Annotated in this window: 25 protein-coding genes; 2 read left to right on the top strand and 23 right to left on the bottom strand. The window is 58.0% G+C overall.

Annotation, left to right across the window (positions count from 1 at the left end; all coding sequences use genetic code 11):
- The first annotated feature begins 2 nt into the window (after positions 1 to 2).
- Positions 3 to 950 (top strand): MurR/RpiR family transcriptional regulator, encoded by a 948-nt coding sequence (locus EXZ61_RS02690; RefSeq protein WP_142808769.1) that lies wholly within the window; start codon positions 3 to 5, stop codon positions 948 to 950.
- Here the strand turns inward: EXZ61_RS02690 and EXZ61_RS02685 are convergent.
- The 6 genes from EXZ61_RS02685 to EXZ61_RS02660 form a co-directional block, all read right to left on the bottom strand.
- The gene (locus EXZ61_RS02685) at positions 947 to 1,459 is read right to left on the bottom strand and encodes an LPS-assembly lipoprotein LptE (RefSeq protein ID WP_142808767.1); all 513 of its coding nucleotides are present in this window, start codon (positions 1,457 to 1,459) and stop codon (positions 947 to 949) included. The genes EXZ61_RS02690 and EXZ61_RS02685 overlap by 4 nt on opposite strands.
- Positions 1,460 to 1,462: 3 nt before the next feature.
- Positions 1,463 to 4,177 carry a leucine--tRNA ligase gene (gene leuS, locus EXZ61_RS02680; RefSeq protein ID WP_142808765.1) on the bottom strand — a complete coding sequence of 905 codons (2,715 nt, stop codon included), beginning with the start codon at positions 4,175 to 4,177 and terminating at the stop codon, positions 1,463 to 1,465.
- 86 nt (positions 4,178 to 4,263) lie between these two features.
- Positions 4,264 to 4,701: an ExbD/TolR family protein gene (locus EXZ61_RS02675; protein WP_142808763.1), complete on the bottom strand. Its 438-nt coding sequence runs from the start codon at positions 4,699 to 4,701 to the stop codon at positions 4,264 to 4,266.
- Positions 4,702 to 4,707: 6 nt separating this feature from the next.
- Positions 4,708 to 5,367, bottom strand: a complete 660-nt coding sequence (locus EXZ61_RS02670) for a MotA/TolQ/ExbB proton channel family protein (RefSeq protein ID WP_142808761.1) — start codon at positions 5,365 to 5,367, stop codon at positions 4,708 to 4,710.
- A complete protein-coding gene (dapB, locus tag EXZ61_RS02665; protein ID WP_142808759.1) occupies positions 5,364 to 6,167 on the bottom strand; it encodes a 4-hydroxy-tetrahydrodipicolinate reductase in 804 nt (267 codons plus the stop codon). The genes EXZ61_RS02670 and dapB overlap by 4 nt, the downstream gene beginning before the upstream one ends.
- 30 nt (positions 6,168 to 6,197) lie before the next feature.
- The gene (locus EXZ61_RS02660) at positions 6,198 to 6,746 is read right to left on the bottom strand and encodes an outer membrane protein assembly factor BamE (RefSeq protein WP_142808757.1); all 549 of its coding nucleotides are present in this window, start codon (positions 6,744 to 6,746) and stop codon (positions 6,198 to 6,200) included.
- 83 nt (positions 6,747 to 6,829) lie between these two features.
- Between EXZ61_RS02660 and fur the strand changes: the two genes are divergently transcribed.
- Positions 6,830 to 7,276 carry a ferric iron uptake transcriptional regulator gene (gene fur / locus EXZ61_RS02655; RefSeq protein ID WP_142808755.1) on the top strand — a complete coding sequence of 149 codons (447 nt, stop codon included), beginning with the start codon at positions 6,830 to 6,832 and terminating at the stop codon, positions 7,274 to 7,276.
- 15 nt (positions 7,277 to 7,291) lie between these two features.
- On the opposite strand, the gene hprK is transcribed toward fur, so the two are convergent.
- The 17 genes from hprK to EXZ61_RS02570 all read right to left on the bottom strand — a co-directional run bounded on the left by hprK (position 7,292) and on the right by EXZ61_RS02570 (position 20,701).
- Positions 7,292 to 8,233 carry an HPr(Ser) kinase/phosphatase gene (gene hprK, locus EXZ61_RS02650; RefSeq protein ID WP_142808753.1) on the bottom strand — a complete coding sequence of 314 codons (942 nt, stop codon included), beginning with the start codon at positions 8,231 to 8,233 and terminating at the stop codon, positions 7,292 to 7,294.
- A gap of 25 nt (positions 8,234 to 8,258) precedes the next feature.
- Positions 8,259 to 8,726 (bottom strand): PTS IIA-like nitrogen regulatory protein PtsN, encoded by a 468-nt coding sequence (gene ptsN, locus EXZ61_RS02645; RefSeq protein ID WP_142808751.1) that lies wholly within the window; start codon positions 8,724 to 8,726, stop codon positions 8,259 to 8,261.
- A gap of 74 nt (positions 8,727 to 8,800) precedes the next feature.
- A complete protein-coding gene (gene hpf, locus EXZ61_RS02640; protein WP_142808749.1) occupies positions 8,801 to 9,130 on the bottom strand; it encodes a ribosome hibernation-promoting factor, HPF/YfiA family in 330 nt (109 codons plus the stop codon).
- Between the two features lie 163 nt (positions 9,131 to 9,293).
- On the bottom strand, positions 9,294 to 9,593 hold the full coding sequence (locus EXZ61_RS02635; RefSeq protein ID WP_178084832.1) for a hypothetical protein: 300 nt from the start codon (positions 9,591 to 9,593) through the stop codon (positions 9,294 to 9,296).
- A gap of 229 nt (positions 9,594 to 9,822) precedes the next feature.
- Positions 9,823 to 10,644 carry a DNA adenine methylase gene (locus EXZ61_RS02630; RefSeq protein WP_142808747.1) on the bottom strand — a complete coding sequence of 274 codons (822 nt, stop codon included), beginning with the start codon at positions 10,642 to 10,644 and terminating at the stop codon, positions 9,823 to 9,825.
- On the bottom strand, positions 10,610 to 10,801 hold the full coding sequence (locus EXZ61_RS02625) for a Com family DNA-binding transcriptional regulator (protein ID WP_087493896.1): 192 nt from the start codon (positions 10,799 to 10,801) through the stop codon (positions 10,610 to 10,612). The genes EXZ61_RS02630 and EXZ61_RS02625 overlap by 35 nt, the downstream gene beginning before the upstream one ends.
- Positions 10,802 to 10,925: 124 nt before the next feature.
- Complete coding sequence (locus EXZ61_RS02620; protein ID WP_142808745.1) at positions 10,926 to 11,447, bottom strand: Gp49 family protein; 522 nt, start codon at positions 11,445 to 11,447, stop codon at positions 10,926 to 10,928.
- Positions 11,448 to 11,472: 25 nt separating this feature from the next.
- Complete coding sequence (locus tag EXZ61_RS02615; protein ID WP_142808743.1) at positions 11,473 to 11,847, bottom strand: hypothetical protein; 375 nt, start codon at positions 11,845 to 11,847, stop codon at positions 11,473 to 11,475.
- Positions 11,844 to 12,356 carry a hypothetical protein gene (locus tag EXZ61_RS02610; protein ID WP_142808741.1) on the bottom strand — a complete coding sequence of 171 codons (513 nt, stop codon included), beginning with the start codon at positions 12,354 to 12,356 and terminating at the stop codon, positions 11,844 to 11,846. Before EXZ61_RS02610 ends, EXZ61_RS02615 begins: the two co-directional genes overlap by 4 nt.
- Before the next feature lie 8 nt (positions 12,357 to 12,364).
- Entirely contained in the window at positions 12,365 to 13,342 is a 978-nt protein-coding gene (locus tag EXZ61_RS02605) for a tail fiber protein (RefSeq protein ID WP_142808739.1), read from the bottom strand.
- An 8-nt stretch (positions 13,343 to 13,350) separates the two neighbouring features.
- Positions 13,351 to 13,944 carry a putative phage tail protein gene (locus EXZ61_RS02600; RefSeq protein ID WP_142808737.1) on the bottom strand — a complete coding sequence of 198 codons (594 nt, stop codon included), beginning with the start codon at positions 13,942 to 13,944 and terminating at the stop codon, positions 13,351 to 13,353.
- 5 nt (positions 13,945 to 13,949) lie between these two features.
- Positions 13,950 to 15,086, bottom strand: coding sequence for a baseplate J/gp47 family protein (locus EXZ61_RS02595; protein WP_142808735.1), 1,137 nt, complete (start codon positions 15,084 to 15,086; stop codon positions 13,950 to 13,952).
- Positions 15,083 to 15,673 carry a phage GP46 family protein gene (locus EXZ61_RS02590; protein WP_168224678.1) on the bottom strand — a complete coding sequence of 197 codons (591 nt, stop codon included), beginning with the start codon at positions 15,671 to 15,673 and terminating at the stop codon, positions 15,083 to 15,085. The genes EXZ61_RS02595 and EXZ61_RS02590 overlap by 4 nt, the downstream gene beginning before the upstream one ends.
- Positions 15,674 to 15,730: 57 nt before the next feature.
- Complete coding sequence (locus tag EXZ61_RS02585; RefSeq protein WP_142808733.1) at positions 15,731 to 16,219, bottom strand: phage baseplate assembly protein domain-containing protein; 489 nt, start codon at positions 16,217 to 16,219, stop codon at positions 15,731 to 15,733.
- Positions 16,219 to 17,334 (bottom strand): phage baseplate assembly protein, encoded by a 1,116-nt coding sequence (locus EXZ61_RS02580; RefSeq protein ID WP_178084831.1) that lies wholly within the window; start codon positions 17,332 to 17,334, stop codon positions 16,219 to 16,221. Before EXZ61_RS02580 ends, EXZ61_RS02585 begins: the two co-directional genes overlap by 1 nt.
- Positions 17,334 to 18,644 (bottom strand): DNA circularization protein, encoded by a 1,311-nt coding sequence (locus EXZ61_RS02575; protein ID WP_142808730.1) that lies wholly within the window; start codon positions 18,642 to 18,644, stop codon positions 17,334 to 17,336. Before EXZ61_RS02575 ends, EXZ61_RS02580 begins: the two co-directional genes overlap by 1 nt.
- The gene (locus EXZ61_RS02570) at positions 18,644 to 20,701 is read right to left on the bottom strand and encodes a phage tail tape measure protein (RefSeq protein ID WP_142808728.1); all 2,058 of its coding nucleotides are present in this window, start codon (positions 20,699 to 20,701) and stop codon (positions 18,644 to 18,646) included. The genes EXZ61_RS02575 and EXZ61_RS02570 overlap by 1 nt, the downstream gene beginning before the upstream one ends.
- Positions 20,702 to 20,722: the final 21 nt, after the last annotated feature.

The raw sequence follows: 20,722 nt of genomic DNA, 5'->3' as shown, positions 1-20,722 counted from the left end.
GAATGACACAGAACGACACGCACGTATCAACGGCTTTTTCAGCGCCTTCTGTGGATGCCGCTTTTGCCAAGTCCGCTTTGGGCACCAAGCTGCGCGAGGTGCTCGCGGGTGGCAAAGGCAATAACGCCCTGATTGCCGACTATTTGCTGCGTAACCCGGTGCGCGCCACGGCCTGCAGCATCGATGAGCTGGCACAGCATACGCAGACGTCGGCACCAACCTTGAGTCGATTTGCGCGCACCATGGGCTACAGTGGCTTTGCGGCACTGCGCTCGGGCATGGCGGAGTCCTTGCAGACTGCGTTGCAACCGGTGGACAAGCTGCGCGATGTCTTGCAACGCAACGGCGCAGTATCGGCCCCCTACGGCAACCCCATCATTGCCGAAAGTTTGGACAGCAGCTTGCACCACTTGCAAGCCACAGTAGCCGGCTTGAACCCTGCGCTGCTGACAGCCACGGCCCATAAGATTTTGGCGGCCGAAACGGTGTACACCCTGGGCTTTGGCATCAGCGCGCACTTGGCCGCGATTTTGGCGCTGAACTTGCAACCGTTTTGCCGCCAAACCATCAACGTGGTCGAATATGGGGGCACGGAGGTGGCCGCTGGCCGATTGATGAACATCGGCCCCAAAGACCTGCTGGTGTCCATTTCGTTTCCACGCTATGCCAGCGACGCGGTGATGCTGACCCGATTTGCCCGCGGCCAGTGCGCGCACGTGATTGCCCTCACCGACTCCATGGCGTCTCCGCTCACCCAGTGGGCGCACGATGTGTTGATTGCGCCTGCCGCCCACCCGGTGCTGTCTGGCAGCTATGCTCCGGCTTTGCTCCTGATCGAGGCATTGACCACCAGCCTGATGGTCAACGGCAAAGACCAAGTCAAACAAGCCCAAAAACTGACCGAGGCGATCTCTGCCTATTTGTACAGCGACAAGCCCAACGCTACCTAGGGGCTTGGGGATAGAGATTTGACGGACGCTATTCGGCGCAACAACTGCTGCACCACATCGGACTGCATGTCACGCCAGAGCAGCGTTTCTTCAGCCTCTTTGGCAAGGACTGCAGACTCGTTAAAGCTAATGTCGCGCGTCTGGGTAATCACGGTAGGCGCAATCAGTTCCGCGCCTTGGGGCGTGCGCATGCGAAACCGCACGTTCATGCGCAGCTGAAACTCGCGCACCTGGCCCGAGGCACTGGTGCTGACCACGTTTTTGAGCCGCTGCTCTTCCAAAATGTCGATGATCACCTGCGGGGCTTGCTCACCGGCTTTGGGTGCCAAGGGGCGGATCGCGCTGCCCAAGTAGCGCGTCATCTCGGTGGCCACCGCCCCCGAGTTCTCGGGGGTAACCGCTACGGTTTCAAACGCAAAGTTTTGGCTGCTGCGCAGGTGAAAGCCACAGCCCGCGAGCAGCGTTGCTGCCAACAGGCCCCCTAGCATCGTGCGCGCGGTGCGGGCCATGGTTTAGAGCACCACGTTGACCAAGCGGCCCGGCACCACAATGACTTTCTTCGGAGCCGCGCCGGCTGCAAAGTTGACAAAGGTGTCGCAAGCCAAGGCCAAAGCTTCGATCTGCTCTTTGCTTGCGCCCGAGGGCACGGCCACAGAGCCACGCAGCTTGCCGTTGATCTGCAACACCATCTCGATCTCGTCTTGCTCCAAGGCAGACGCGTCCACAGTGGGCCAGGCGGTATCGAGCAGGTCGCCCAATTGCGCGGCATAGCCCAGCTCCGACCACAAGGTATGCGCCAAGTGCGGGGTTGCAGGGTAGAGGCAACGCAGCAAGATGCTGAAGCCTTCGATCAGGGCCACCTGCGCGCCGGGCGTGTCCAAGGCCTTGAAGCCTTCCAGCGCATTGAGCAACTTCATGGCACCAGAGACCACGGTGTTGTATTGCATGCGCTGGTAGTCGTAATCCACCTGCTTGAGCACGGTGTGCACTTCCAAACGCAAGGCTTTGGCAGGCTTGCCAAAGTCAACGTCTTTGAGGCTTCCCGCGCCCGCCACGCTTGCGCCAGCCGCTACCAAATCCATAGTAGACAGCTTGTGGCCAAATGCCCAGACGCGCTTAAGGAAACGGTAGCTGCCTTCTACGGCCGCATCGTTCCACTCCAGCGTCACCTCGGGTGGCGCGGTGAACATGGTGTACAGGCGCGCGGTGTCGGCTCCATAGCGTTCGATCAGGTCTTGCGGATCCACGCCATTGTTTTTGGACTTGGACATGGTGCCCACGCCCTCGTAGTCAATCGCCGTGCCTACGGGCAAGTCGCCCACCGCGTGGATGAGCTTGGCGCCAATGACCTTGCCGCTCTCATCCATCACGTTTTCCACATCATGCGGCCAGAAATACTCTTTGCCGCCCTTCTCTGTGCGACGGCTGTAGATGTGGTTGAGCACCATGCCTTGGGTCAGCAACTTGGTGAAAGGCTCATCTACCTTGACCAGCCCCATGTCGCGCATGACCTTGGTCCAGAAGCGCGCGTACAGCAAGTGCAGAATCGCGTGCTCAATACCACCGATGTACTGGTCCATAGGCATCCAGTAGTCCGCACCACCGGCCACCATGGCCTCGGTGTTGGTGGGGTCGCAATAGCGCATGAAGTACCAGCTGGAGTCCACAAAGGTGTCCATGGTGTCCGTTTCACGGCGGGCCGCTTTGCCGCACACGGGACACACCACCCCTGCGTGGAAGCCCTCGTGCTTGTTCAGCGGATTGCCTGAGCCATCCGGCACGCAGTCCAAGGGCAAGACCACAGGCAGGTCTTTCTCTGGCACGGGTACTGCGCCATGTTCTTCGCAGTGGATGATAGGGATGGGGGTGCCCCAGTAGCGCTGGCGGCTCACGCCCCAGTCGCGCAGGCGCCAAGTGGTCTTTTTCTCGCCCAAGCCTTTGGCGGCTAGGTCCGTGACGACAGCATCCACGGCTGCTTTGAAGGCAAGGCCGTCGTACTTGCCGGAGTTCACGGCGATGCCCGGGCCTTTGGTGCCATACCAGTCGGCCCATGCTTGGTCACTGAAAGCGCTGGGCGCATCTGCCAAGGCAACGACTTGCTTGATCGGCAATGCGTACTTCAGGGCAAACGCAAAGTCACGCTCGTCATGCGCAGGCACGCCCATCACAGCACCATCGCCATAGCTCATGAGCACGTAGTTGCCAACCCACACAGCGACTTGTTCGCCGGTCAGGGGGTGCGTGACAAACAAGCCGGTGGCCATGCCCTTTTTCTCTTGGGTGGCGAGTTCGGCTTCTGTGGTGCCGCCGCTCTTGCATTCGTCCATAAAGGCGCGCAATGCAGGGTTGTTGGTGGCTGCATGCAACGCCAAGGGGTGCTCAGGCGCCACCGCGCAAAAGGTCACTCCCATGATGGTGTCAGCACGGGTGGTGAACACGTACATGCGGCCATCGCCAATCAGTGCGCCAGTGTTGTCCGCAATCGTGTGGGTGAAGGCAAAGCGCACGCCCTCACTCTTGCCGATCCAGTTCTCTTGCATCAAGCGCACTTTGTCGGGCCAGCCGTTGAGCGTGGCCTTGTCATTGCCCAGCTGCACATGGTCCAAGAGCTCAGAAGCGTATTGCGTGATGTTGAGGTAGTAACCCGGGATCTCGCGCTTTTCGACCACCGCGCCGGTGCGCCAGCCTTTGCCGTCCACCACCTGTTCGTTGGCCAACACTGTCATGTCCACCGGGTCCCAGTTAACCACTTGGGTCTTGCGGTAGGCGATGCCTTTTTCCAGCATCTTCAAGAACAGCCACTGGTTCCACTTGTAGTACTCAGGGGTACACGTAGCAATCTCACGGCTCCAGTCGATGGCCAAGCCCATGGACTGCATTTGCTTGCGCATGTAGGCAATGTTGTCAAAGGTCCATTGCGCGGGGGGCACGCCATTTTTCAAGGCCGCGTTCTCGGCAGGCAAGCCAAATGCATCCCAGCCCATGGGCATGAGCACATTGAAGCCCTTCATGCGCAGCTGACGGGCCAACATGTCGTTGATGGTGTAGTTGCGCACATGACCCATGTGCAGCTTGCCACTGGGGTACGGCAGCATGGAACATGCGTAGTACTTGGGCTTGGACCCGTCTTCGGTCACGCGGTACGCATTGCTGCCGTTCCACAAGGGCTGCGCCCAGTGGTCTTGGGCCGCTTTTTCGATGTCGGTGTGCTGGTACTTGTCTTGCATGGGTCAAAGAGGGTCAAAAATAGGACAAAACGCGACAACGGGTCGCAAAAAGAAATATCGAAAGAATTTTAGGCGTCTAGGGCCACCTAGTTCGCAGAAACTGGTGGGGTGGCCTGTGGGTCGGTGACAAAACCGATGCGGTTCAAACCCGCTTTTTGCGCCAAACCCATAACTTCCACCACGCGCCCATAAGGCACCGTGGTGTCGGCCCGGAGCTGCACCTCGGTATCTGCATTGCGTTCAGCAGCCTGCTTTAAGGCGATCGACAGTTCCGATAGCGAGCTGGATTTGTCGCCTACATAAACCTGACCCGCTTGATCGATGGACACCGCAATGGATTTAGGCGCATCTGCTGCCTCGGTGCTCTGCACCTTGGGTAAATCCACCTTCACGGCGCTCACGAGCAAAGGGGCCGTCAAAATGAAAATGACCACCAACACCAACATGACGTCCACCAAGGGCGTCATGTTGATTTCGCTCATGGGCTGCGGGCCCTGGGTGCGTTCTAAGCGGCCAAAAGACATGGTGTTCTAGTGGCTGGCTGGCTTTTGCGCTTGGCTCAGCAGCAGTTCACGTACATCACGCGCAAACCCTTCGAGGTCCGCTTCGATACGGCCAATCACCCGGCCCAAGATGTTGTAGCCCAACACGGCTGGGATCGCGACAGCCAAGCCCGCAGCCGTCATGATCAAAGCCTCACCCACTGGACCAGAAATTTTGTCGATGCTGACTTGGCCTGCTCCGGCGATCCCGATGAGAGCATGGTAGATGCCCCACACCGTACCAAGCAAGCCGACAAAGGGAGCAATCGAACCCACGGTTGCCAGCAATACCTGTCCTGCTTGCAAGCGGTGCAGAACACCATGTAATGCGTCACGCAACACGCGGGTGAGTTGCTGCGAGGCATCGCCCGCCGCAGCCAGCGTGCCGTGTGTCGGGGCTTGTGTGGCCTCGACCAAGGGCAACAGCAGCAGTTCTCGGTCAAAGGCACGCAAAGACACCATGGCTTGCTCCATCGACGGCGCTTGCCAAAACGCAGCGGCACTGCGCGCCACATCGCGGTGGGCACGCTGCAGCATCCACCCTTTCCACAAGATGACGACCCAGCTGCCTATTGACATGAGCAGCAACGCCACAGCTACGCCAACACTGACAGCATCACCTTGTAGCACGAGTTCTAAAGCGCTCATTTCAATCCAAGCACATCAAACATGTCGTAGAGGCCCGATGACTTGCCCTCCAAGAAGCGTACAGCACGCAAACTACCTTGGGCGTAGGTCGTGCGGCTGGACGACTTGTGGGAGATTTCGATGCGCTCACCAATGCCTGCGAACAAGACGGTATGGTCGCCCACGATGTCACCACCGCGGATCGTGGCAAAGCCAATGCTAGACGGGTCACGCTCGCCGGTCACCCCTTCGCGTGCGTAAACCGCGCAGTCCTTCAAATCACGGCCCAAGGCATCGGCAATCACTTCGCCCATTTTGAGGGCAGTGCCAGACGGTGCATCCACCTTGTGGCGGTGATGCGCTTCCACAATTTCAATGTCGTAACCGGTGCTAAGCGCCTTGGCCGCCATCTCTAAGAGCTTGAGTGTGACGTTTACGCCCACGCTCATGTTAGGGGCCATCATGATAGGAATGTGCTTAGCGATATCGGCGATTTCCGCTTTTTGGGCATCCGTAAAACCCGTCGTTCCAATGACGACCGCAACACCCAATTCCCGGCACACCCGCAAGTGGGCCATGGTCCCTTCAGGCCGGGTAAAGTCGATCAGTACTTTGCTGTTCTGCAAGCCTGTGTGCAAATCAGCCGCTATTGGCACCCCAGTAACGCGGCCTGCATAAGCCCCTGCGTCTAGTCCCAGCGCAGGGCTACCTGCAATGTCAAGGGCGCCAGTGAGCGCACAGTCAGGTGCTGTAAGCACCGCCTCAATCAGCATCTGCCCCATACGACCAGACGCACCTGCAATGGCAATTTGAAATGTCATAACGTTAGATGGAAATCGAAACCGCGCGGATTAGCGTGAGGGCTCTAGGGGTGGATAGCGCACGGGTGCCGCCGGCACGGGCAGCTCAGCTGCAGGGCGTTTGGCCGGTGCGGGAAACTTGCTCAGGCTTTCTTCTGACGCGTCCAAGGCAGGTAACTTTTCGGGCTTCACGCTGAGGCCAGAGCGCAAAGTTGTCACAAACTCGGACTCGCTCGGCAAGTCGTCGGCCTCAATGCGATCCAACAGATCATTGACGAAAAAAACCGTCACCTTGCGAGACTGGGCCTCTGCACCCAAGCGTTTCAAAGTGAACACATAGTCCCAACGGTCTGCATGAAACACGCTCGTCAGCAGAGCAGACCCCAACACGTCACGCACTGTGGCGCGAGGCATACCGGGCTTAAGGTAGGCGACCTGCTCTTTAGTGACCACATTGCCTTGAATCACATCCATCTTGTAGGGCGTGGCGGCCGTCGCCAACCGGTCGGTTGCGCTTCCTAGGTTGCTGCACCCCAAGACACTGATACACACAAGCGCGAGGCAATACAAACGGAGGCTCAAACGGGGGATTTCGTGCATGGGTAGTAGCGTGGCGATATGATGACGTCATTGTAGCGGCAGCCCCTCTCAGGGCGACCCTTTGCCTACACTGGAAAGACGCCATGACGAATATTGACGAACTCAAAAGTACCGGCCTCAAAGCCACCATTCCACGACTCAAGATACTGGAAGTGTTCCAGCGAGGGACACAGCGCCACATGACGGCCGAAGATGTGTTCCGGGTCTTGCTGCAAGAGAACTCGGATGTGGGGTTGGCGACGGTCTACCGTGTACTCACGCAGTTTGAACAAGCGGGCATTCTGACACGCAGCAATTTTGAGAGCGGCAAGGCGGTATATGAGCTCGATCAAGGGGAACACCACGACCATTTGGTATGTCTCGATTGCGGCAAAGTCGAGGAGTTTTTTGATGCCGAAATCGAAAAGCGCCAGCACGAACTAGCAACGGCCCGTGGATTTAAGATTTACGACCATGCTTTGAGTCTGTACGCCAACTGCACCAAAGTGCAGTGCCCCAATAAGCCTGTGAACCCGCGCCACCTCAGTTAATTGAGCACCGCGCCATCACCCCATGGCCTTACGGTGGCGCTCAACAAACTCTTGGTAGGTATCAATTCCACGCAACTGCAAAATGGTATTGCGCACCGCGGCCTCTACCAAGACCGCAATATTGCGACCAGCGACTACCTGAATCACAACTTTTCGCACCGGGATGCCCAAGACATCCTGCGTTAGCGGTTCGTAGGGAATGCGTTCGTATTCACGCTCCATGGTCTCCCTGCGCACCAAATGAACAATCAGTTTGAGTCGCATTTTTCGGCGCACAGCCGTTTCACCGAAAATGGCGCGAATATCGAGCAGCCCTATTCCGCGCACTTCCAGCAGGTTTTCCAAAAGTGCAGGGCATCGGCCTTCAATGGTGGTTTGGTTGATGCGAAACAAATCAACCGCATCGTCTGCCACCAACCCGTTGCCGCGCGAAATCAATTCCAAACCCAATTCGCTTTTGCCCAAGCCTGACTCGCCGGTAATGAGCACACCCAAGCCCAAAATATCCATGAACACCCCGTGCATGGAGGTGCGGTCGGCAAAGTGCTTCGATAGGTAAGCCCTGAGCAAATCGATCACGAAGGCGGGAGACTCTTTGGTCGCAAACATGGGGATTTGCGCCCGCTCACACATCGACAGCAAGGCCTCAGGGGCCGCCTGCCCCTCAGCCAACACTAGGACTGGCGGCTCCAAAGTCACAATGCGTGACACCCGCCGCGCACAGTCTTCCGGGCTGGCATTCGCAAGGTACGCGATTTCACGCGCTCCCAGTATTTGAAGGCGATAGGGATGGATGTAATTGAGATAGCCGACTAAATCTGCTCCAGAAGTGGCCGCTTTTACGGCCACTTCATCAAAGCGGCGCTCGGATGCGCCCAAACCAGCGACCCACTCCCAACGTAGACGGGCTCGAAACTCTTCGAAGAGTACATCTGCGCTAACAACGGTAGGTTTCAATCAAAGCCTCCAGCGCAAGGGTGATCTATTGGGTGTTGGCCGATTTCCAGTCAGCGAGGAGCGCAAACAATGCTTCTGACGAAGTACTGGCGGTGAGTTTGGCGCGCAAATTCACATCACTCAGCATCTCGGCTATTTCCGACAGAATTTCGAGATGCTTTTGGGTAGCGGCCTCCGGCACCAGCAAGAAAATCAGAAGCCCTACTGCCTGCTCATCAGGTGCGTCAAAACCAATAGGCTCAGCCAATTGAAAAACAGCCGCCATCGGTGCCTTCAAGCCCTTGATCCGCCCATGGGGAATTGCCACGCCCTGGCCTAAGCCCGTAGAACCTAAGCGCTCACGAGAAAAGAGGCTGTCTGTCACCAACGCTCGACTGAGACCGTGCAAGTTTTCAAACAGCAGGCCGACTTCTTCAAAGGCTCGCTTTTTGCTGGTGACCTCGACTTGCGCAAGTACTTGCGAAGGAGACAGGATAGACGCTAGTCGATTCATAGTGTGTGTGGGATTATGCACAAAAAAAACCGCCCTAATGTGGGCGGTTCTTGTTGGGGATGGAAACGCTGGGCTTACATCAAACGCTTGGGAGCCGCGTGGTGGTGGTTCTGAATGCGGTCTTTGTGACGCACCACTTGCCTGTCCAGTTTATCGACCAATTCGTCCACGGCGGCATACAGGTCTTCATGTGCACTCTCGGCAAACATATCGCTGCCCTTGACATGGATATTGCATTCGGCGCGTTGCCGTCGCTCTTTCTCCTTCTGATTCTCAACGGTCAGTAGCACTTTGACATCAACCACTTGGTCAAAGTGACGCATGATTCGATCAAGCTTTGTCGTCACATAGTTGCGCAAGGCAGGGGTAACTTCGAGATGGTGACCGCTGATCGTCAAGTTCATAAATAGCCTCCAATTGCTATCAGGGAATTAAAAACACACTGTATTTCTACCGAGTGCTTACAGACCAAAAATTACAAGAATGTGGCAAAAGCCGACTTAACTATGCACGCGAACATTTGGAATTGCAATTTCTTTTTTTCTATCGCCCCAAGCAAAAAAGGGGCTACTTTTGAGGCACATTGGGAGGCTTGTGCAGATTAAGGCGACGCGCGACCACGATGCTCAAAATGCTTGCACACCCCCCAAGCACCGCCGCCATCCAATAGTGCTGAACATGGCCTTGTGCATCCCTGCTGATGATGTGGCCACCTGCCAATGCGGCCAAGCCCATAGCCCCCGACTGCACCGCTGAATTGAGCGTCATAAACGTGCCGCGCACCGCCGGATTGGCTGCCGAGGTCAGCATGGCCATGCCGGGAATCATGCGCCCACTCATGCAAACGAAAAACAGAGTGGAACTCATCAAGACCACGACCAAAGGGGCTGGAGAGTAGCGCGACGTTTGGTTTGATCCGGGCAGACGTTTGGTTTGATCCAGCATTTTCTAACTGTTCAGACGCATCTTTGAACCAGCATTTAATTGGCATCAAACCACCTTTGAATTCCAAAAGAAAACCGCCCGAGGGCGGTTTCTTCGTTTGGGGCGTCTACCCATCTATTTATGACGCAGCTGCCAAGGCTCCATCATAGGGTCAGATATCGAAGTTGGCGATCAGCAGCTCGCCCTTGGGCTCCCGACCGCGCCCAGAGGCACCCACGGTGTAGTTGATCGACAACCGCTGCATGGCGAGCCCCTTGAAGGCCAAGCGCATCTGCGGGATATCGTTCACGCTCACCAGCGCCTTGCCGTTCATGGTGCGCAGCAGGTCGGCCATCCTGTCGTACTGCTCCAGCCCAAAGCCCACGCCATAGCCCTCGGTGCCGTAGTAAGGCGGGTCCAGGTAGAACAGCGTGTGCGGGCGGTCGTAGCGCTCCACACAGGCCGCCCAGTCCATGTGCTCAATGGTCACCTGGTGGAGCCGGAGGTGCGCCAGGCTCAAATCCTCCTCCAGGCGCAGCAGGTTGAGCCGCGACTTGGCTGTCGTGGCCACGCCAAAGGTCTGGCCGTCTACCTTGCCTCCAAAGCCCAGTTTTTGCAGGTAAAAGAACCTGGCTGCCCTTTGGATATCGGTCAAAGTGTCGGGCGGCGTGTCTTGGAGCCAACCGTACATTTCCCGGCTGGCTAGCGACCACTTGAACTGGCGGACGAACTCCTCGAGGTGGTTCTGCACAACCCGGTAGAGCCGTACGAGGTCGCCATGCACATCGTTCAGCACCTCCACCTTGGCAGGTTCCTTGAGAAAGAACAGTGCGGCCGCGCCGCAAAAGGCCTCCACGTAGCAGTCATGCTGGGGAAACAGGGGCAGGATGTGCTGGGCCAAGCGGCGCTTGCCGCCCACCCACGGCACCAATGGTGCCGCCTGCGGTGCTGTCGAATTGTTAAGGGGCGTCCTGACGCTTTTGGTCTTGGTCATAGTTGCTTTCAACGTTTGACGCTCCAGGGCGCTCAGGTGTGGGGCGCTCGGCCCTCAGGATGTTCATAGTCCCGCAGCGGGGACATTTGATTTCAAGTCTCAGGTACTGGGCTTCGGCCAACTTTCTTTGGCACCGGCCACAACGAACAATTTCCATGGGATGGCATCTTGGATAATGACCCGGCCTAGCTAGGTGGCAGGGTCTTCGGTCGATGCCGTGGTCATTCACGGCGGAGGCGGGGGCTTGAGGTGTTAGCGCACCGCAGGCCCTCGCCCTGTTTTTATGCGCCGGAGAGAACTTGCTCCAACATCTGCCGGGCTGTGGGGGCATCCAACAGGTTGGTGCCAATGCGACCAGGCTGCCCTGGCGTTCCGTCTGGATGGACGTTTGCAGGCACAGGCCACCGCAGGAACCGGCTCACCATCTCGTCGGTCACCAGTGGTTCTGCCAGGCGGGCCAGCTTAGTGCGCAGCTCGTAGCCCATCAAGGCCCAAATCTTCTGAACTGCGTTCTGGCGAGCAATCTTGCGACCGATCTCTGCGTCGAAGTTTTCAGGACTGGCGCAGGCCGACTCGCCGGTCACGACGAAGCCGTTTTGCAGCACCAAAACACAGAAGGTCAAAAGGTCGAGTGACTTGGCCTGACCTGCAGGCGCAGTACCCATCTCAGAAGCGCCCAAAACACCCTCAGTCGCTGTGAAGTAGAACTCGCTGGCGATATTCGCTTCAATAGCTGAAGGCGTAACACGGGCGGCCGTCAGGCCTTTGGCTTGGATTTCTTGCTCAATGTGGGCATCAGACATAGTTTTCTCCAGGGTTGAAAATTGTTTAAGACTCGCTCACGCAGTGCTTGTCGTGGGGGTCAAAGTAGTCCAGCAGGTTCTGGCAAACCCATACCGCGTGTTCCTTGTGCCAGCAGTCTTCCTGCAGGCCGATGTAGCGGGAAAGTCGATCTGTCACCAGCTCCAGCGGTCGCTTGGGGAACTCCAAGAACCACGCTGTGGCGAGCGTCCAGTTGGCGATCAGGTCCACCAGGTAGCCAACTATCAGGGCGGGTGACGCCAGCACCAAGGCGGGCTTGGTCAGGCGCTTGCTTAGATAGGCTCGATAGAAGCCCATGATCAGGACGTAGAGCAGCCAAAAGCCGTACAGATATGCCAGCACCCACCCCAGGGCAGCCAGCGCGACTAAATGGGCGCTCATTGCGGCCACTCCAGGGCGGGCAGATCGGCTTCGATGTCGGCCAGGTCGTCTGGGAGAGGTCGCTGTCCGGAATTGACCTGTTCCAGGATTGCATATGCTGCTGCCCAGGTGGAATCCCGCAAATTCACGCAGGCCTGCCCCTCTGCTTTGAATTTGGCTACTGCGCTGGCCGCATAAGAACAGGCGCTCAAAATGTTGTCGTAGTGTCTAGAGCGCGCCAACCCATCCAGACGCGATTGAATGGCGGCAGTGAATCGGGCCAGCAGTTGCTCCTGAGTAAGCGGCGCTTCCGCTGGCTCTTGGATAGGTTCTGGAATCTTCTTCACAACCCACGCACCATCACCCCACTCAAGAAACTCTGATTGATCATGGCTTGGTGGTACGACCTCCACACACCCAGCTGGGATCAAGAAAACGCCTGGTTCAAGTGGCGATAGGTCACCTTCGCCCAGTTGCACCTCACCCTGATAGAGGCGCGTAATTGGATTGAATGCATAAACAGTCTTCATATGTCACCTCAAAATTTAATGCAGGCCAGCAAGGCAATATTGCGGGGGCGGTTTTCTGAGGCTACACGTGGCGTGCCATTAGTACCGTCTGTAGTGGGGCTGCCGGTACTGAATGCACCTGGTGGCGAGTTGTTTCCTCCACCCAAACCAATGTTTGGAGAGTTGCTTCCTACAAGGTTTGAAATGCTGTGCAAGTGGCCTTGCATTGCGTCGAGCTGACCTGAACCAAACACTCGGGATACATCAACTCCACGAGCGTCGTCCCAGGCCCGCAAGAACTCGCCGCGCATGTCGGGCAGACCAAAGGTAGTACTGCCATCACCAACCCCGAATGTGGTTCCGATTGCAGCAAATAGAGTGGCATAGGTAGTTCGTGAAACTAATGCGCCATTGGCCTTCAAGAATCCCGAAGGCGCTGTATTTCTAGCAAAGAAGCAAACTTCACCTGCTTGCTGGCCTGAACCAGCGGATATTCCAGTAGCCGGATTCAGCAGCACCCATTTATCCAGTGTCAGGTCGTACTGCAGCTCAATCCAATGACCGGCACCTGCAATATCACCTGCTGCCAAGGCAGCTCCTGCACCCTTGACAATTGCCTTTGCTGCAACAGTCCCCGCTTTAGGCGTGAAGGTTGGCGCGGTGGTCGCATTCGCCAGAGCACCACGTACGTATAAGGCCATGCCATCTCTCAAGACCGTGATGTCCGGCGTAAAGACGGCCGTGATGGCATCGGCCGTACCAGCTGCAGCAGCAGAGAACAGTTTCCCCGACTGGATAGCCTGTGCCACCTGCGTGTAGGTTGCAGGATTGCTTTTATCAAAAGCAGCCGGGGCAATGCCGCCTGCTTTGATAAGAGCCAATAGCTCCCAGATCAAGCCATTTGCGTCCTGTGCACTAACCGCCGTAGTAACGGCGGCTGTGTCCTGGTGTAGACGCTGTCCGGTACCGGCATCCGTCGCATAAGCATCACTGCTGGTGTAGTCCATTTTTCACCTCAAACAAAAATTACGTTGACGCTGTACCTAGCAGGCACAACACGGTTCAGGTAACAAGCCAGCTCGCTGCCATTCAGCGTCCCGCTGAGCAGCCTTTGCCCCACCCTGGATTTGCCAACCCGAAAACGGGTCGATTGAACGGTCACGGTGATCCACAACTTCCCATCCAATCTCCCCAGTCGGCGTCCACAACGCATTCCGCATCGAAACGGTGTGTTGTAGACAACGGTCACCAACGGATATCCCAACCAGGCACAGATTGCGATCAGCGCTCCAGGACTGGCCGGGCTGGAATCCAAGTACTCCAGCACTGGACCCCTCAAACGACCCAATAAAAGCTTGCGTCTGGTTGCATCGTCCTGATTGAGCCCAAAGCAGGCATCCGGCAAGCCAGCTGCTTCCTCCCACTCAGCCAAACGCGTAACGGCCTGGTGTGGCTGCCACCGGTTGGCTGTCAGACGGGCGAACTCGTGGTGCTCGTAGAAGCTGGCGGCAATACCGCGCATCACGCGCATCAAGGTAGACGCAGGGTTGCGCGGCCATGCAAAGCCGTTCGGCAGCAGGGCGACAAGGGCTTGCCAAAACTTATCCATGGCCGTCAGACAAAGGTCACCGTGCCCAGCACTAAAAGGCTGTTGTAGGTGCCAACCGTAAACACGCCACCTTCCGTCAAGGCGGGGGCTGAGATGGTGTGGTTGTACTCACCCGTCACGCCGCTGATCACTTCCTTTAGATGACTGTGAGGAATTGAGCCACCTGGCACAGCTTCCCTAAAGAAAAGGTCTTTGAGCGCCAGTACCACGGCCGCGCGGATCGCTGCAGTGTCCGGTGACACATTCACCGTTACATTGATGGTCACAGGGGTGGGAATGATCACAAACAGCTCATCCGGGGGGCCGCGCTTGGGATCGCGGATGTAGTCACTCACCAGCTGCTGTTGCCCCACAGTGGGCAATCCAGGCGAAATATTGCCATCCGCCATGATGATCACACCCGCCGTAGTGGCCCCTGACGGGTTGCGGACACCCCAGGCACGCGTGATTCCAGCCACCTGCATAGCCCAGCGGGCATAGTCGGCAGGGCTCCCACCCATAGGCTCGTTGGATAGCCGCTGTTGCAGCCTGTAGATGGCCTGCGCTTCCGTTTCCTCGTCAGCGCCGCCCGTGATGCCATTGGGCATGGCAGCAGTGAAGCCAGCGTCAATTCCCACTACCGTGGATACCAAGGTCAATGCAGAGCCGCCGCTCAAGTTGCCTGCAGCGCCCGCCACCAAGGCCGTCACGGTTGCAGTCACTGTGCCACCCGCACCCACAGCAACATCAGCAGCCACCGAGTACTGGCGGCCATCGGTCGTCTGCAAGAGCGTTCCTGCCTGCAACAAGGTTGCCGCCACACCTGTGCCGGTGACATTGCCGCTTGCAGCAGCGGCGGGCTTAAAGGCCATTCCGTAAGTCGCCAGCCATCCAGCCAGGAATTCGCCAGTTGACTTGATTGGGATGGCTTGACGTGCAATGAAGTCCCGCAGGTAACGGTAAGCCGCGTGAAGCGCCATGCCCAGAACAACTGACAGCGCTTTGGAATTGGACCGTGCCAAGTCCAGATCGGCCGGGCTCATGTCGTTCTTCGGCGCTCCGGTTTGCTGCGCCTGTGCAAGCGATTGCTGAATGAGCCGCTCAGAATTGGCCCGCAGCTCATCAATGGAAGGAATGGGCGTACCCAGTGGCGTGGTGCTCATTGGATGAACCTCTTGACGCTGGTGCCCCACAGCACGTCATAGACCGGGGCTACTTGACCAGGCTTGTAGATGGAGGGGCGCACCGCTAAGCGGTCTTGGCGCTCGCCTACCCACTGCGCGATCACACTCACCCGGCTTGCAATGCCATCACGCAACATCCAGTCCAGAGCCTCTGCCGCAGCAAAGCGGGCACGCTCCAGAAGCTCCTGGCTGCTCTTGCCTCCGTAGCAAGTCCAGAGCAGGGAGCCCCAAGGGTCGGGGCGAGAATCAAAGTCGTCTGTCGTGAACTCATCGCCCACCCAGCCACGGCGATCCGTTTCACCTTGGGGTAGCTTGTCATCGATGCCAGCGCGCCGATCTGTAAACAGGGAAAGGATCACTGCCGTCTGCAGCGTGTCCTCCAGCTCCACCGAGTAGGTCGCCAGAACATCGGCGTAGACAACCGGCACCCCATTGGGCTGCACGAAGTCTTTCCAAGGGTAGGTCACCGCAGGGCCAGGCGTCACCAAACGCCAGTCAAACGGCATTCCAAAGACGCTCGCGGCGTCTACGGTATTGGGCTGGGGTCGTGTGGCCACATCAAACATGCGGCCAGTGTCTTAAACCGGCGTCAATCGGTCATGGTGAAACACTTCACCAAAGCATCAGAAGGCGGCAGTGCTTCCAGAGCCTGTTTGAACGCTGCCGTGGCTGTGGCCAAGCACTTCCTTGCCAGCAACCTTCAAGCTTGTAGCGGCGGCGGCAGTTTGCGAGGTAATGCCCTGACTGGCCGTCACCATGGGCGTGTTCAGTGCCACGCCTGTGCTTGCATTCACGATGAACTGATCGCAGTCCACCTGCGCAATGCGCCCGGCCCGCAAGCGGACCATGTGGCCCTCCTTGTGCCACACCGCCACCTCGTAGGCGGGCAACTGGGGACGCTCCGCAATCCGATCAAGCCGGATGATGACGGTATGTCCACCGATTTCCAGCTTCAAGCCTTCTCCGCTGACCGGGTTGGCAGCGAAGCCATAGTCCTGCGGCCGTTGGGCGCCGTCTCGACCCTCGTTGGGCAACCCTTCTTCCCGGCCGCTCTGGAACCTGCCCTCGGTAAGCCCACGCACACGCACCCAGCGCATCAGGTTTGCAAACATCAATACGCCCCCTCTGCGCCGTCCACCTTGCTGCGCGGGTGGTTGGTCGTGTTGCCCTTGTTGCCCCAATTGCGGCGCTTCACCTTGCTTTTGAGCGGGGCAGTGTCGTAGGCCTCCACCGGCCGCACCAGCAACTCGGTCACATCGCCTTCCTTGAGGTCACAGGTCTGCTTCACACCGCAAATCAGCCATTCCGTGCCGTCCAGGCCAGCAACATCGTCATAGATGGGCACACGCTGATTTAGGGGCCACGGCTCGCCCTGAAACGTCCAACCCTCGACCGTGTAGCGGAACCCCATGGAGTGCCCACGGCGAACCCGTGCAGTGTGCTCGGCCAGTGTTTGCAGCTCCGCCTGTGTGGTGTTGCCATCGGCATTGATCACCAAGGGTAGATAGCGCTCAATCTCTGCATCCTTGGCAGTCGCCTTCAAACCCCGAGCCTGGTCAAAGTCTGCCACTGTGCTTGATTGGCCAAAAACGAAGTACTGGCTGTGCCGCTGCTCATCACTGCCCACCGATTCCATGGAAATCACGTTCTGCCCACGTACGATGGCGCCCTTGAAACGGTTTTTGCCAGCCTTTGTAAGCAGCACACGTCCAGCATCGTCGCGCGTGATTAGGACGCCCCGCAACCTTGCTGCTCGCGATACCGCGTCAAGCGCCGTCTCACCATGCCCTAGCTTGAAGTCCTTCACCACGTCGCCCAGCTCGGCCTCCACCACCAGGTCCAGGCCAAAAGGCGTGATGATGTCCTTGATGATCCGGTCCACCTTCACATTGCGCCACTGGCCGCCCTTGTAGATCGCGGAGCAGTTCACCAGGTCGCCAGTCCTGTCGCGGCCCATGATGCGCATACCGCACTCACCACGCCGATAAAACGGCTCGGCTGCCAGGACGAAACCAGTAATCACGGTACGGTCGCCAATACGCACTTCCACTTTGTCCTGGCGCTTGATTTCCGGAGGGTTTCCGGGAATCAAGGTCACCGGAATGGAGAACGTCCCCGCCAACGCTTCCAGATTTCTGTCTACCTCGCTCTGCAGCCAGCCCTCATAGGTCTTGCCGTTCACGATCACCGTGATCTTGGCCTGGTCGCGTGTGTATTGCGCAAACATCAGTCATGCCTCATCAAACGCAGCGCCTTGCCAGGAGGCACGAGAAGCGGGTGGGTAATGTGCGGATTCATATCCAGAATCTCATCCGCATAAGCCACGGTGCCAAACAGCTTGTAGCTCACCAGCCAGACCGGTTCCCATCCATCGGGGGTATAGGTAGTGAGGCGTGCCAGATCACGGCTGCGGTCGCGGATATCGGCCAAGCACGCACTCAGCATCGCCATCATGGCGTCATGCCAGGAAGACGCTGGCAAGCCATCACTGGCCGCTTGAGTGCTGGATCGCAGCATCAGCCGGGTGGCCTGTGCATTCACCGTCGCCCGCAGGGCCAAGGCATCGTCATAGCTGGTCATGTCGGTCGCAGCAATAGCTTGCACCCATCCCGCCAGAGCCATGCTCTCCACCAACTGGTCGCTAGCGTCGTTCAACGCCGCAAGCTGTCTGCGAGCTGGAGTGTCGAGCCCCAAGCCAGTTGAGCTGCCTGTGCCATACATCACCAGTCCGCCACCTACCAGTGGCATTACCGAGGTTTCAAAGTCCCTTCGAGCGACCTTTGAACCCATATCAAACATGCCTTGAAAGCTAGCTGCAAAGTCCCGCGCAGCTGCCGAGCTGAGGTCTGTAGGCAGGGAGAACAGGCTCCCCATGGCGTTACCTAAAAGGCGTGGCTGGCGTACCAGGCTGCTTAGGCCGTCCCGCAACGCCTGGTAGTTTCCAATCGCCGCGTTGCTGAAATCGCCTAGGCCGCTGGTGACCTTGGACATGTTTCCCCACACCACGCTCACTGAGTCGGTCACGCGAGCTACAACGCGATCTGCAGCCCAGCCGGGCTTGTTGGACAAATCAAACCCACTTTCAAACGCATCAACACTGGCTGCCTTTGCGGCTGCAGCCTTGTCGCTGGCTGACTTCTGGGTATTGACCACTCCAGTTGGGTAGCGTCGCACCTCTGCCCGAACAAAGGTCAGGTCAAAGCGAGCGATGCCTCCCTCGGCTGTCGGGTTTTCCTTAATGGTGAACTTGCCCGCCACAAACACGCGCATGGTGCCTGCAGTCGGATGGATAAGAACGCCATCGCCAGTAAGCACTTCACGCAAGCGCTCCCGCTGGGCAAAGTAGTCATCACCGATCACGTAGGCAGAGAGCTTGATTTCCTCCGCCCCTTCACCCATGCGAAAAACGGTTGGCAAGTCTTGAAACGGGTACTCCCGAATTACCACGTTGTCGCCAGCCGTGTGCTCAATGGAGTCAACCTGAAACGGGACGCCTCTGAAACTCGCGGGCTGCAATTGATCAAGCCATGCTGGCATCAGCGCAGCCCTCCTGGATTCGTGGCGCCCGGATTGAGGCGGATCAGCGATGGCTGCTGCAGCACACGTGGCACAGCGGTAACACGCTCATCTGTCACACGCACATCAATGCCAAGTGTCCCTTGGCCTACATCCAGCCTGCCGCTTCCCAAGCCACCACTAACGTCTAAGCCACCTGCAGCTCCACCAGGCGCGGAGATATTGATCGGATTCACACGTGCCAGTGGGCGGCTATTCAGCATCTTGTCCAGCGCATCCTCTGCAGCTAGCGCCCTAGTTGAATCCTCACTGCCAAAAAACGAAGCCACACGATGCATACCCCGCCCCAGCCCATTGCTAAACGAGGTCCCCTCCAAGAGGGTCTTGTTCAAGATCGTCCCGGCACCATAGCCAACGCCTAGGGCGCCAGCGGCAGCGGCTATCGGTATGGCTGCACCCCCTGCCGCCATACGAACACCCGCGCCGCCAGCAACTCTTGCAGCCCCCAGCACCGTACCCATACGGGTTGCTGCGCCACCAAGCCATCCGCCCAACTTGCCTGCAACGCCACCGCCCCCCAGGAGGGCTGCAGCAGTAGATGCTGCCGCCAAGGCCCCCAAAGCCACGGTTGCGGCGTAAGCCGCTGCTGTTGTCTTGGGGAATTCATCGCTTAGGGCCACCGTCTTATCCATTAAGGTATTGAGCGGTCCTGCAATGCCCTCCAGGGCATCGCTCGCGGCAATGTCCTTGCGGTTTGCCAGATCAACTGCACGTGAACCACTTCCCTCACTCAGGAACAGATACCCCAAGGCCACCGACCCTCCAGTCTCACCCTGGACGGCTCCCATCACCTTTGCGCCGTAGTCGCGTGTTTTCGCCAGACCGGAATAGCCGCCAAACTCTTGCAGGTCATTGATGATGGTGGAGATACCAGCACTCTTGTAAATGTCTGCAACGTCCGAGTAGCGTTGAGCTCGCTCTTCAGGCGTAAGGCTTTTGTCGGCAGCTGCCATCGCAGCTCGCGCCTTGCCCTGCGGGTCTTGCTTCGCCATCACGCGGTCAAGCATCGCCATGTACGTGTCCACGGGCGTCTTCCCTGCAGCAGCTCCTTTTACCATCTCAGCTGTCAGGTCGATGCCTTGCTTGGCAAAGTCCTTGCGGGTGGAGTCGGCAGGTATCTTCTGCATGAAGTTCCGCAGGTTGTTGGCGGCTTCATCATTGGTTCCCGCCGTAGAGCGCACCTGCTGCAACATGGTGACCATTGCTTCCACACCAGCCATGCCTTTGTAGCCCTTAAACATGGGTGCTAATGGGCCGATCCACTTCGCCGAGTCTTTGATCTCAAATCCACCCTCCTGTCCAGCACGCATCACTTTGGCAAGGGCAAGATCAATTTGCTCTGGCGCCAGACCAAAGTTCACCTTCATTTTTTCCGCAGCCTGGACAAGGTCATCTGAGCTGGCCCGGCTGGCTACAGAGGTCCGCATGATGGAAGGCAGCAGCTTCTCACTCTCTTCTTTGGAGAATGACCCGGTGCCTACCAGCTTCTCATAGGCCCCCAGCGCATCGTCACGCCGAGCACCGCGCACGTTTCGCACGGTGCCATTGATGAGGGCATTGACCTGGGCATACCCGGCGCGCAGCTCATTGATGTCCTTGGCCCCGGCGTAGGCCGTCGCGGTTGCAGATCGCAAGCGCATGTCGTAGTCCATAGGCTTGTCAAACCCGGCCTTTGCCACCATTCCAGCACCAACCACGCCAGCGCCAAAGCCCGTAACCGCCTGCAACCCCTTGTTGGCCGCGCTCAAGGCGCGCTCATATTTCTCAACCGACTGCTGGGCACGGGCAGCACTCAAGGCGATCTGAGAGAAGTACTTCGCCTGTTTGTCCAGGCTGGAGTTGTGCACGCCGCCAATGCGCATAAGGAAGCGCTCGTAGGTGCCCAGCTTCTTTTCCGTCTCGCCCAAGGCCTTTTGAATCTTGTCTTGCGCCTGCGTCAACGCCTTGGCATCGTCACCCGCCTTCTCCCGGATGTTCGACACCAGGTCAATGAAGTACTTCAGTTTTAGTTCACGCATGGCAGTAACTTAATTGGACTT

Origin of the sequence: Rhodoferax aquaticus (assembly GCF_006974105.1) — a bacterium.
Taxonomy (GTDB): Bacteria; Pseudomonadota; Gammaproteobacteria; order Burkholderiales; family Burkholderiaceae_C; genus Allorhodoferax; species Allorhodoferax aquaticus_A.
Note: the sequence above shows the minus strand (reverse complement) of the source record. Positions and strands in the feature narration are given on the sequence as shown.